The sequence below is a fragment of the Achromobacter pulmonis genome, assembly GCF_021733725.1.
Classification (GTDB): Bacteria; Pseudomonadota; Gammaproteobacteria; order Burkholderiales; family Burkholderiaceae_B; genus Achromobacter; species Achromobacter pulmonis.
In genome coordinates, this window is sequence record NZ_JAIFOT010000001.1 from 719,302 (window position 1) to 731,110 (window position 11,809).

12 protein-coding genes are annotated in these 11,809 nt (G+C 67.5%); 8 read left to right on the plus strand and 4 right to left on the minus strand.

The window, feature by feature from the left end:
* Nucleotides 1-6: 6 nt before the first annotated feature.
* From K2W61_RS03325 to K2W61_RS03350, 6 genes are all read left to right on the plus strand, one after another.
* Nucleotides 7-792: a cyclase family protein gene (locus K2W61_RS03325; RefSeq protein WP_175131204.1), complete on the plus strand. Its 786-nt coding sequence runs from the start codon at nucleotides 7-9 to the stop codon at nucleotides 790-792.
* Nucleotides 793-830: 38 nt separating this feature from the next.
* A complete protein-coding gene (locus K2W61_RS03330) occupies nucleotides 831-1,559 on the plus strand; it encodes an SDR family NAD(P)-dependent oxidoreductase (protein ID WP_175131203.1) in 729 nt (242 codons plus the stop codon).
* Nucleotides 1,560-1,731: 172 nt separating this feature from the next.
* Nucleotides 1,732-2,880: an ABC transporter substrate-binding protein gene (locus K2W61_RS03335; RefSeq protein ID WP_236755048.1), complete on the plus strand. Its 1,149-nt coding sequence runs from the start codon at nucleotides 1,732-1,734 to the stop codon at nucleotides 2,878-2,880.
* A gap of 140 nt (nucleotides 2,881-3,020) precedes the next feature.
* Nucleotides 3,021-4,061, plus strand: a complete 1,041-nt coding sequence (locus K2W61_RS03340) for a branched-chain amino acid ABC transporter permease (protein ID WP_175131201.1) — start codon at nucleotides 3,021-3,023, stop codon at nucleotides 4,059-4,061.
* A complete protein-coding gene (locus K2W61_RS03345) occupies nucleotides 4,058-5,851 on the plus strand; it encodes a branched-chain amino acid ABC transporter ATP-binding protein/permease (protein WP_236755049.1) in 1,794 nt (597 codons plus the stop codon). Before K2W61_RS03340 ends, K2W61_RS03345 begins: the two co-directional genes overlap by 4 nt.
* Nucleotides 5,851-6,594 carry an ABC transporter ATP-binding protein gene (locus tag K2W61_RS03350; protein WP_236755050.1) on the plus strand — a complete coding sequence of 248 codons (744 nt, stop codon included), beginning with the start codon at nucleotides 5,851-5,853 and terminating at the stop codon, nucleotides 6,592-6,594. The genes K2W61_RS03345 and K2W61_RS03350 overlap by 1 nt, the downstream gene beginning before the upstream one ends.
* A gap of 49 nt (nucleotides 6,595-6,643) precedes the next feature.
* Here K2W61_RS03350 and K2W61_RS03355 read toward each other — a convergent pair whose 3' ends face one another.
* Entirely contained in the window at nucleotides 6,644-7,579 is a 936-nt protein-coding gene (locus tag K2W61_RS03355; protein ID WP_175131198.1) for a glycosyltransferase family 2 protein, read from the minus strand.
* A gap of 227 nt (nucleotides 7,580-7,806) precedes the next feature.
* Between K2W61_RS03355 and K2W61_RS03360 the strand changes: the two genes are divergently transcribed.
* Together K2W61_RS03360 and K2W61_RS27705 are read left to right on the plus strand one after the other, a co-directional pair.
* Nucleotides 7,807-8,772 carry a LysR family transcriptional regulator gene (locus K2W61_RS03360; protein WP_175131197.1) on the plus strand — a complete coding sequence of 322 codons (966 nt, stop codon included), beginning with the start codon at nucleotides 7,807-7,809 and terminating at the stop codon, nucleotides 8,770-8,772.
* 273 nt (nucleotides 8,773-9,045) lie between these two features.
* Nucleotides 9,046-9,174: a hypothetical protein gene (locus tag K2W61_RS27705; protein ID WP_006226408.1), complete on the plus strand. Its 129-nt coding sequence runs from the start codon at nucleotides 9,046-9,048 to the stop codon at nucleotides 9,172-9,174.
* Nucleotides 9,175-9,289: 115 nt separating this feature from the next.
* On the opposite strand, the gene K2W61_RS03365 is transcribed toward K2W61_RS27705, so the two are convergent.
* From K2W61_RS03365 to K2W61_RS03375, 3 genes are read right to left on the minus strand one after another with little or no spacing between them, the layout of a single operon-like run.
* A complete protein-coding gene (locus tag K2W61_RS03365) occupies nucleotides 9,290-10,213 on the minus strand; it encodes a sugar kinase (RefSeq protein ID WP_175140973.1) in 924 nt (307 codons plus the stop codon).
* Nucleotides 10,206-10,850: a bifunctional 4-hydroxy-2-oxoglutarate aldolase/2-dehydro-3-deoxy-phosphogluconate aldolase gene (locus K2W61_RS03370; protein ID WP_236755051.1), complete on the minus strand. Its 645-nt coding sequence runs from the start codon at nucleotides 10,848-10,850 to the stop codon at nucleotides 10,206-10,208. The genes K2W61_RS03365 and K2W61_RS03370 overlap by 8 nt, the downstream gene beginning before the upstream one ends.
* 24 nt (nucleotides 10,851-10,874) lie before the next feature.
* Entirely contained in the window at nucleotides 10,875-11,657 is a 783-nt protein-coding gene (locus K2W61_RS03375; protein WP_175140975.1) for an IclR family transcriptional regulator, read from the minus strand.
* Nucleotides 11,658-11,809 lie beyond the last annotated feature (152 nt).

The following is an 11,809-nucleotide window of genomic DNA, read 5'->3' on the forward strand; positions in this document are numbered from 1 at the left end:
CAACAGATGAGCCAACCCATACTTGCGCAATTCATGACCGAACTGGTGTCGGGCCGCATCCGCCTGGTGGACCTGACCGAGACGCTGACGCCCGAGTTCCCGACCATCGTGCTGCCGCCGGAGTTCGGCCAGGCCTGGCCCTTCCGCATCGAGGAGATCTCGCGCTACGACGAGCGCGGCCCGGCCTGGTACTGGAACAATTTTTCTTGCTCCGAGCACACGGGCACCCACTTCGACGCGCCGGTGCACTGGGTCACCGGCAAGGACCAGCCCGACAACACCGTCGACACTATCCCGGTGGAGGCCTTCATCGCCGGCGCCTGCGTCATCGACTGTTCGGCCGAGGCGCGCGACAACCCCGACTTCCTGCTGACCATCGACTTCGTCAAGACGTGGGAAGAAAAGCACGGCCGCATTCCGGCCCGCTCGTGGGTGCTGATGCGCACCGACTGGTCCAAGCGCGCCAAGCCGGCCGAATACCTGAACATGCAGGAAGACGGCGCCCATTCGCCCGGCCCCGACGCCGAGGTGGTGCCGTGGCTGATCAAGGAACGCGACGTGCACGGCTTCGGCACCGAGTCGGTGGGCACCGACGCCGGCCAGGCCCACCACCTGAATCCGCCCTACCCCTGCCACTACTTCATGCACGGCAACAACCGCTATGGGCTGCAATGCCTGACCAACCTGGATCAGTTGCCGCCCACCGGCGCGGTGATCTTCTCGGCGCCGCTGAAGATCCGCAGCGGCTCGGGCAGCCCGCTGCGGGTGCTGGCGCTGGCGCCGCGCGCCTGACCGGCCACGCATAACAACAGAACACAGGGGGAATCACCATGACGCAAACCAACGTCGCCATCGTCACCGGCGGCAGCGCCGGTATCGGCGCCGAGATCTGCCGCAGCATGCTCGACGCCGGCTACGAGGTGATCTCGATGGCGCGCCGCGCCGCCGACTTCAGCCACCCGCGCCTGCACAACGTGCAGGTCGACCTGCTCGACGCCGACGCCACCGCGCAGGCGGGCGCTGAAATCGTGGCGCGCTTTCCGGTCAGCCATGTCATCCACAACGCCGGCGTCATCTGGCCCAACCTGCTGCCGCAGGTGACCCAGGAGGAACTGCACGGCCTGACCCAGATCCACCTGGGCGCGGCCATCAGCCTGGCGCAGGCGGCGTTGCCCGGCATGCAGGAACGCAAGTTCGGCCGCATCGTCATGATGTCCTCGCGCGGCGCGCTGGGCCTGCCCACCCGCACCGCCTATTCCGCCACCAAGGCCGGCATGGTCGGCATGGCGCGCACCTGGTCGCTGGAACTGGCGCCCTACGGCATCACCGTCAACGTGGTGGCGCCGGGCCCGATCCAGACCGACATGTTCTACGACGTAATCGAACCCGGCAGCGAACGCGAAAAGCAATTGGCCAACGGCATCCCGGTCAAGCGGCTGGGGCGCGCGGACGACGTGGCGCGGGCGGTGATGTTCTTCGCCGACCCGGCCAACAGCTTCGTTACCGGCCAGACGCTGTTCGTCTGCGGCGGCGCCAGCGTCAGCTCCATCACCATCTGAGCGGCGTCCCGCGCATCCGCTTCGGGTTTTGACGGATAGGTAAGCACCGAGACCAGGTCTACAGTGCAGTGCCGCGTCTCTCAGAAAGTTGAAGCCGAAAATAATTTCCGCCTTGCCCGTTTTCTCCGTTTTCCAGCCGCACCCACTCTGCTCCCTATCCGGAGGTTTTGCCATGCTGTCGAAGAAACTCCCCCTGGCCGCCGCCGTGCTGGCCACCCTGGTCTCCCTGCCCGCCCTGGCCCAGGTCAAGGTCGGCGTCGTCACCTCGTCCACCGGCCCCACCGCGCTGGTCGGCATCCCGCAGAAGAACACGGTGCCGCTGCTGCCCAAGAAGATCGGCGATCTGACCGTGGAGTACATCTCGCTGGACGACGCCAGCGATTCGACCAATTCGGTCACGGCCTTCAAGAAGCTCATCACCGAACAGAACGTGGACGCGCTGATCGGCCCGTCCGGCTCGCCCAACGCCATGGGCGTGATCCAGTTCGCCGCCGAGGCCGGCGTGCCGATGCTGGCGCCGGTGGGCACCGCGGCCGTGGTGCTGCCGATGAACGAACAGAAGAAATGGGTCTTCAAGACCACCCAGAACGACGACATCATCGCCCGCGCCCTGGTCGACCACATGGCCAAGACCGGTATCAAGACGGTCGGCTTCATCGGCCTGAACGATCCCTATGGCGAGAACTGGTACAAGGTGTTCTCCGGCTTGGCGGCCGCCAAAGGCATCAAGATCACGGCCAACGAGCGCTATCTGCGCTTTGACAGCTCGGTCACCGGCCAGGCGCTGAAGATCCTGGCGGCCAAGCCCGATGCCGTGCTGGTGGCCGCGCCCGGCGCCGCCAGCGTGCTGCCGCAGACGACGCTGTTCGACCAGGGCTACAAGGGCAAGTTCTACCAGACCCACGGCGCCGCGCTGCCCGACTTCCTCAAGCTTGGCGGCAAGAAGGTCGAAGGCACCATATTGGCGGCCAGCCTGATGCTGGTGCTGCCGGAAATGCCTGACAGCAATCCGTCCAAGAAGGTCGCCAGCGACTACATCGCCGCCTACGAAAAACTCAATGGCTCCAAGCCCGCCACCTTCGGCGCCAACGTCTACGACGCCGGCCTGCTGCTGGAAAAGGCGGTTCCGCTGGCCGAGAAAGCCGGCAAGCCCGGCACCAAGGAGTTCCGCAGCGCGCTGCGCGACGCGCTGGAACAGACTCACGAGCTGGTCGGCACCCAGGGCGTCTACAACATGAGCGCCGCCGACCACAGCGGCTTCGACGACCGCGGCCGTGAACTCATCATGGTCAAGGACGGCAACTGGACGCTAGTCAAGTAACCCCCCTTGAACGCTGCCACATCGAGATGCCGCGGAGCCGGCACCGCCGGTCCGCAGGCATGCCCCCCGGGGGGAAGCGCGCAGCGCTTCGGGGGGAATAAAACCGCTGCAATGTTTTTCCGTTCTATCCGGAAGTACCGATGAATGCTCAGATCGCCCTGATACTCGGGCAGGACGGCATCACCAACGGCGCCATCTATGCGCTGCTGGCCTTGTCCATCCTGCTGGTCTTTACCGTTACCCGCGTGCTGTTCATCCCCCAGGGCGAGTTCGTCGCCTTCGGCGCGCTCACGATGGCCGCCTTGCAGGCCGGTAAACCGGTGCTGCTGGTGTGGCTGCTGCTGGCCTTCGCCCTGGCCGAGGCCGTGGCCGACCTGATCGCGCGCGCCAGGCGCTCCGGCCGCCGCGCGCCCCTGTGGCGCATCGGCGCCAAGGCGGTGTATCCGCTGGCGCTGGCCGCGCTGCTCTACCGCCTGCCGCTGGCGCAGCTGCCGATGGCGGTGCAGGCGCTGCTGACGCTGTTGCTGGTGGTGCCGATGGGGCCGCAGCTGTATCGCCTGTTCTACCAGCCGATCGCCTCGGCCTCGACGCTGGTGCTGCTGATCGTGTCGATCGCGGTGCACCTGGCGCTGGTGGGCCTGGGCCTGCTGGCCTTCGGCGCCGAGGGCGCGCGTACCGCGCCGTTCAACGAGGCCAGCCTGGCGCTGGGTCCGATCAACGTCAACAGCCAGGCGCTCTGGGTGGTAGCGGTGTCGGCGCTGCTGATCGTGGTGCTGTACCAGTTCTTCGAACGCTCGATGTACGGCAAGGCCTTGCGCGCCGCCGCCTTCAACCGGCTGGGTGCGCGGCTGATGGGCATCTCGCCGGTGTTCGCCGGCAAGGCCACATTCTTCCTGGCGGCGCTGATCGGCACCGTTTCGGGCATCCTGATCGCGCCCATCACCACCATGTATTTCGATTCCGGCTTCATGGTCAGCCTGAAGGGCTTCGTCGGCGCCATCATCGGCGGCCTGGTGAGCTACCCGCTGGCCGCCGCCGGCGCCTTGCTGGTCGGCCTGATCGAGGCCTTTTCCTCGTTCTGGGCCAGCGCCTACAAGGAGATCATCGTCTTCACGCTGATCATCCCCGTGCTGCTCTGGCGTTCCCTGAAAAGCCACCACGTCGAGGAAGAAGAAGAATGACCCCGCGCCACCTCGTCATCGTGTTCCTGGCGCTGCTGGCGGTCGCGCCGCTGGGACTGCCGCCGTTCTACGTCACCCTGCTGAACTACATCGGCCTGTACGCCATGGTGGCGCTGGGGCTGGTGCTGCTGACCGGCGTCGGCGGGCTGACCAGCTTCGGCCAGGCCGCCTTCGTCGGCGTGGGGGCCTACACCACCGCGCTGCTCACCACCCGCGCCGACGCCCTGCCCGCCTGGCTGGCGTGGATCGGCGCGTCGCCCTGGCTGACGCTGCTGGCCGGGCTGCTGCTGACCCTGGTGGTGGCCTACCTGCTGGGCGCCATCACGCTCAAGCTGTCCGGCCACTTCCTGCCGCTGGGCACCATCGCCTGGGGCCTGTCGCTGTACTTCGCCTTCGGCTCGGTCGAAGGCCTGGGCGGCCACACCGGCATTCCCGATGTGCCGGCCATCCACCTGTTCGGCTGGGCGCTGACGCAGGGCGAAGACATCTTCTATCTGATCTGGGCCTTCCTGCTGGTGGCCATGTGGTCGACCAGCAACCTGCTGGACTCGCGCGAAGGGCGCGCCATCCGCGCCCTCAAGGGCGGGCGCGTCATGGCCGAGTCGATGGGCGTGGACACGGCCCGCTCGCGCATGGTGATCTTCATCATCGCGGCGCTGCAGGCCTGCGCCTCGGGCTGGCTTTACGCGCACATGCAACGCTTCGTCAATCCGAACCCGTTCGGCCTGCAGATGGGCATCGAATACCTGTTCATGACCGTCATCGGCGGCGCCGGCCAGGTCTGGGGCGCGCTGGTCGGCGCGGGTGTGTTCACGGTGCTCAAGCAATGGCTGCAGGACTGGCTGCCCAAGCTGCTGGGCCAGAGCGGCAACTTCGAGGTGATCGTGTTCGGCTTCGGCATGGTGCTGCTGTTGCACCGCTTCCGCGGCGGCCTGTGGCCGGTGCTGGCGCGCTGCGTGCCGGTGCGCAAGCGCCCGCGGCAGATTGACCCGCAGGCCGAGCCGCTGCCGCGCAAGCCGATGCCGCCGCGCGGCGAGGTGGTGCTCAAGGCCGTCGACGTGACCCGCAAGTTCGGCGGCCTGGTCGCCAACAATGCCATGAACCTGGAAATCCGCGCCGGCGAGATCCTGGCGCTGATCGGCCCCAACGGGGCCGGCAAGAGCACCATGTTCAACCAGATCTCTGGCGTGGACACGCCCACCTCTGGCCAGGTCACGCTGCTGGGGCAGCCGGTGGCCGGCGCCGGCGCGCGCCGCATCGCCCGCCTGGGCCTGTCGCGCACCTTCCAGCACGTGCGCCTGCTGGGCCGCATGAGCGTGCTGGAGAACGTCGCCATCGGCGCCCACCTGCGTGGCCATCGCGGCGTGCTGCCGGCCGCCTGGCGGCTGGACCGCGCCGAGGAAGCCCGCCTGCTGGCCGAGGCCGCGCGCCAGGTCGAGCGCGTTGGCCTGGGCAAGCACCTGCACGACGAGGCCGGCTCGCTGGCGCTGGGCCAGCAGCGCATCCTGGAGATCGCGCGGGCGCTGGCGTCCGACCCCTGCATCCTGCTGCTGGACGAACCGGCCGCCGGCCTGCGCTACCAGGAAAAGCGCGAACTGGCCGAATTGCTGAAGAAGCTGCGGGCCGAGGGCATGGCGATCCTGCTGGTCGAGCACGACATGGATTTCGTGATGGGCCTGGTGGACCGCGTGCTGGTGATGGACTTCGGCGAGAAGATCGCCGAGGGCCTGCCGGCCGAGATCCAGCACAACCCCGCGGTGCTGGAAGCCTATCTGGGTGGAGCGGAATGATGAGCGCGAAACTGCTGGAAGTGCGCGACCTGCGCGTGGCCTATGACAAGGTTGAGGCCGTCTCGGGCGTGAGCCTGTCGGTGGACGAGGGCAAGATCGTGACCGTGATCGGCCCCAACGGCGCCGGCAAGACCACGCTGCTGTCGGCCATCATGGGCGTGCTGCCCTCGCGCGGCGAGATCGTGTTCGGCGGCAAGCGCCAGGAACACGCCGAGATCGAGGAAATGGTGGCCGCCGGCATGAACCTGGTGCCGGAAAAGCGCGAACTGTTCGCCGAGATGTCAGTGGAGGACAACCTGATGCTGGGCGCCTTCGACCGCTTCCGCCGCGGCCTGCGCGACCAGGACCAGACGCTGGCCGAGGTCTACGACCTGTTTCCGCGCCTGCGCGAACGCCGCGGGCAGCTGGCGGGCACGCTGTCCGGCGGCGAACGCCAGATGCTGGCGGTGGGCCGCGCGCTGATGGCCAAGCCGCGCCTGCTCATGCTGGACGAACCCAGCCTGGGCCTGGCGCCGCGCATCGTGCGCGAGGTGTTCCGCATCGTCGAGCAGTTGCGCGCCATGGGCGTGTCGATCCTGCTGATCGAGCAGAACGCGCGCGCCGCGCTGCAGGTGGCGGACTACGCCTACGTGCTGGAAACCGGCAGCGTCACACTGGAAGGTCCGGCCGCCCAGGTCGCCGTGGACCCGCGCGTGGTCGAGGTCTACCTGGGGCTGGGACACGCAGCGCCGGCCCCGGCGTAGTATTGCGCAGCGCTTTGCCAGCAGGCCGCGGCGGGCGTCCGGCCGCCGTTCAGGCCACGCCGCGCCGCCGGTCGCGGCGATACAGCGCATAACCCAGCGGCCACATCGCCCCCACCATCAGCCGCGCCCAGGGGTTGGTCAGGCGGTACGCCTGCACCGCCGTCGGCACGCCGGAGTGCTTCAGGTGCAGCCGGAAGCGTGTGTAGCGCGCGGCGGCCATGATGAATTCGCGCGGCCGGAAGCGGAAAAATTCCAGGTGATGCTGCAGCATGTCCCAGGCCAGCAGGTACAGGCCCTGGGCATTGTTGCCAACCGAGACCGCCCCCTGGCTCAAGCCGCCCGGTGTGTCGTGATAGGTGCGCACCACCTGGTTGATGAAACGGCTGAGATAGCCGGCCCGCGCAATCGCCCACCACACCAGGCTTTCCGGCACGAACCCGGCCACGTCTTCGGGAAAGGGGAACTTGCGCAGGATGTCGGTGCGCATACAGCCGAATTTCTCGCCCTTGATGCGGTAACGGAAGTACACGTCCACGGAGGTACTGTCGAACACGTCCTGCGGATAGCGGTCGCCGACGATGCTGCCGTCGGGTCGCGCGCACAGGCCGGTCACCGCGACATAGGCGTCCCGGCGCGCCGGCGGGATGGCATCCCAGGCGGCCTTGAAGGTGGCTAGCGCTTGCGCCGGCATTTCATCGTCGCTGTCCAGCGCCACGATCAGCTCGCCGTGGGCCTCGCGCACGCCGCGGTTGAAAGCGGTTTTCTTGTGCTGGTTGTTCTGCCAGAAGTAGCGGATGGGAAAGTTGGCGCGTTGCTGCCAGTCGAGCACGGCCTCGTGCGTGTTGTCGGTGGAACCGTCGTCCACGATCACCCACTCGAAATCCCGGAACGTCTGGCGGGAAAGCGATTCATACACCCGATGCAGCGTGCCCGCCCGGTTGTAGGTGGGCGTCAGGACGGTGAAGAACGTCGGTGTATCGGTCATGCGAACTGTGCCCCTTTGCGATTTCCGGACAACCGCTGCGGTCTTGGTCTGTGTCGTTTTCGCCTGAAGTGTAGGGGAAATGCCTGTGCCAACTGATGCCATCGCATGCAAATTTGCAATCAAATCTGACAATGCGCGGATTCCCGGACGGGTCCTGGCAACCGCCGCCCCCTTTGGGACGGGGCGCCGGAGTGGCGTAAACTCGGGCGGCCCACACCGGAATGCCTATGGAAGCTTCGACCGTCCAGCTCAATGACATCGCCTTGTTCGTAGAGGTTGCCAAGCGCAAGAGCTTCAGCCTGGCCGCCCGGGCCCTGAACATGCCCACGTCGACGCTGTCACGCCGTATCAACGAGCTGGAACGCGCGATCGGCCTGCGCCTGATCAATCGCAACACCCGCCGCCTGGACCTGACCGAGGCGGGCGCGGCCTACATGAGCCGCTGCCAGGGCCTGATCGACGAGGCGCGCCTGGCGCACGAGCAATTACAGACATTGTCGGGCGGCCCGTCCGGCAATCTGCGGGTGTCGATGCCCTATAGCCTGGCGATCTGGCTGCTGCCGGAGACGATCAGGGATTTCACGGACCGCTATCCGGAAGTGGAGTGCGAGTTCGACCTGAGCATGATGACGGCGTCGGATGCCCAGGGCACGCCGTTCGACATCGTGCTGCGATTCGGCCGCAACAGCGACTATCCGGTTGCCAATATCGACACCGGCAATGGCAATGGCGGCGCGCCGGCGCCGCGCAGCGACGGCGCGGTGGTGCAGGAGCTGGTGTCGCTGGACAACTACCTTTATGCGTCGGACCGCTATCTGGAACGCTTCGGCGAGCCAAAGACGCCGGGGGACCTGACGCAGCATCAGTGCCTGCGCACGACAATCGATGACGCCCATTCCCATTGGACGCTGTACAACGGCCAGGTGCGCGAGCAGGTTCCCGTGAGCGGGCATCTGGCGGCCAACAACATGAGTATCGCGGGGACCCTGGCGGGACTGGATCTGGCGATCACGCGGATGCCGCATTGCCAGGCGCTGGATCCGATCATCAAGCGCAATTCGTTGCGGCGGGTGTTGCCGGGGTGGTCGGTGGATCCCATTTCCATCTACGTGATTTATCCGTCGAGTATCCAGCCGGCCAAGACCCGGGCGTTCATGGATTTCATTCGGCCTAAGTTGGGACCGGCTGAGTAGTCTTTGTTTTTTGGACGATGCGGGTTCTTGAGCCGCGCGTGGCGGGATCGGCGGGCCTAAGTGTGTCCCTATTTTTTGTCTTGTTGGGTCTGCAGGCTGGCCCCCCCAAAATTGGCACCCTCGCCACTTTCAGGCTAGAATACCGAGTTACCCAATTTCCCCGCCAGCCCGGTTTCCGGTTGTGCGGTCGGGTCCAAGACGCCTTCAAGCCAAGCCTGGAGGCAGATTTCGATCCGCTAATTCGATTTCCGCAAATTCAACAGGAGAATCAACATGGCTGAACGCAAACGCGTGCGTCGCAACACCCTGGAACGCCGTTGCCTGGGCAAGGCCTTCAAGCGCTTGTTCGTCAAGTCGCCTAAGGGTGTGTTCAAGATGCTGGAAAAGATCAAGCGCGTCTAAATGTGACACGCGCGCCGCGCCAGGTTCCTGGCGCGCCGCCTGATCGAAAAAAATCCCCGCTGGTGCGAACCGGCGGGGATTTTTCTTTGGGCCGGCGGTCAGGACGACCGCTGCCTCAGGTCCGCAGCTTGGCCAGCACCTGCTCGGCGCGCGGCAAGGGGTCGACCGCGCCATAACCCAGCGTCGACAGCGCCGCCGCCACGTTGGCGTAGCGCACCGCGTCGGCCCAGTCGTCACCCTGGCAGCGGCGCGCCAGCAGGCTGCCGGCGAAGCAATCGCCGGCGCCGGTGGCGTCGATTGCGTCCACGCGCAGCGCCGCCACCGGGGTGCGGGTCTTGCCATCGTCGATGATGGCGCCGTCCTTGCCCAGCTTCAGCACCACCACGCCCGTGGCGCCGGCGTCGCGGATCCAGTCGAGCGTGCGCTCGGGGTCGTCGTTGCCGGTCAGGTGCTGCATGTCGTCCATGCTCGGCAGGAACAGGTCGGCATGGCACAGCGCCTCGCGCAGCACGGCGCGGGCCCGGTCCAGCGGCCACAGGCGCAGCCGCAGGTTCGAATCCAGGCTGACCTGCACGCCGGCCGCGCGAGCGCGGGCGATGGCGGCGAAGACGGTGTCGCAGGCGCTGGTGCTGATTGCCAGGCTGATGCCCGAGACGTGCAGGAACCGGGCGCGTTCGATCAGCCCCCCGTCGAGGCTGGCGGGAGTCATCAGGCTGGCGGCGGAGCCCCGGCGCAGATAGCTGAAGGCATGGCCGTCGGGACCGTGCTGCACGAAATACAGGCCGGTATGGGCGCTGGGGTCGACCTCGACGCCCGAGGTGTCCACGTCCTCTTCGCGCCACAGCGCCAGGAACTGCGCGCCGAAGGCGTCGTCGCCGACCCGTGTCAGATAGGCGCAGCGCGCGCCCTGGCGGGCCGCGGCGATGATGGCATTGGAAGTGTCGCCGCCGAAACCTTGCAGGAACTGGCGCGGGTCCTGCCCGGTCTGGTTCAGCTCGACCAGCGGCTCGCCCAGCGCGACGATATCGAAATCAGCCATGGGCGGCCTCGCGGGTGCGGGTGATCTGCGCCACCAGCGCGGCGGTGTCGCGCGCGGCGAAGGCGGCTTTGTCGTAGAGGTTGCTGCCGATGCCGACCAGGCCGGCGCCGGCGGCGAAGTAGGACGCCATGTTCTCGGCGGTGACGCCGCCCGTGGGGCAGAACACCGTATCCGGGTACACCGACTTCAACGCCGCCAGGTGCTTGGGGCCGCCGGTGTCGGCCGGAAACACCTTGACCACATCGACACCGGCGCGGCGCGCGGCCAGCACGTCGGTGGGGGTGAAGGCGCCCAGCAGGCACAGGGCATCGGCGGCGTGCGCCAGGTCGACGATCTCGGTGGCCAGGGCCGGCGACACCAGGAAGTCGGCGCCGGCCACCAGGGCCTGGCGCGCCTGGGTCTCGTCCAGCACCGTGCCCACGCCCAGCAGCAGCGCGGGGCCGTGCTTGTCGCGCAACGCGCGCACCAGGGCGGTGACGCCGGGAATGGTCCAGGTCAGTTCCAGCGTGGCGCAGCCGGCGGCCACGGCCACCTCGGCGGCGTAGGCCGCGGTGGCGGCGTCCTGGTAGCGCAGCACGGGCACGACCCGGGCGGCGAGCAAGGCGTCGAGTTTCGAGGCACGGGGAGCAGCGGTCATGGCATTCCTTTCGGGAGGGATCGTTCAGGCGCCGCCGGCAGGCAGCAGGGCGAGTCTGGCCGTGGCCGCATCGCGCAGCCGCAGCAGGGGTTCGATATAGGCGGATTGCGGGTCATCATGGCGGCGAAACAGCAGGGTGCTGATGCTGACGCAGGCCACCGGCTGACCGGCGGCGTCGCGCAGCGCCACGCCGTAGCAGACGATGCCGGGCTCGTTTTCCTCGTTGTCCAGGGCATAGCCGCGCGCCGCCGTCTCGGCCAGCGCGGCCCGCAGCGCGGGCAAGTCCGCCAGCGTGCCGGGCATGCGCGGTTCCAGCGGCAGGTCGCGCAGCAGGGGTTCGCGCGCCGCTTCGCCAAGCGCCGCCAGATAGGCCTTGCCGACCGCGCTGGAATGCAGCGCCACCGCCGCGCCGACGCGCGAGGCCATGCGCACCGGCCCAGGGCTTTCGAGCTTGTCGATGTAGATCATTTCGGCGCCGGCCGGCACCGCCAGGTGCACGGTTTCGCCAGTGGCATCGCGTAGCGCCCGCAGGTCGGCCGCCAGCGTGGCGCGCAGGTCGAACTGCGACCAGGCGCGGCTGGCCAGCGCCAGCAGGCGCGGCCCCAGGCGATAGGCGCCGCCGGTCTCGGCCAGCATGCCTTGCTCGGCCAGCGCCGCGACAATTCGGTAGACCGTGGGCCGGGGATAGCCGCAACGGCGCGCCAGCGCCGCCGCGCTGGGCGGCTGCGGGGCATCGGCCACCGCCTGCAGCACCGCCATGAACTTGGCGAACGCCGCCGCGCCCGCCACCTTGGTTTCCGACACCATCACCCCCACCTCTGGAAGATGTCCCGCGCCCGTGTCGCTGCGGAATACCGCAGGCAAAGCGCGCTAAATTCAGACGAATCTGCGATACTGTTTATTTGTACAGCAGCGTCGCGCATGATTGCCCACATTGTGGACACATACCTCACGATATA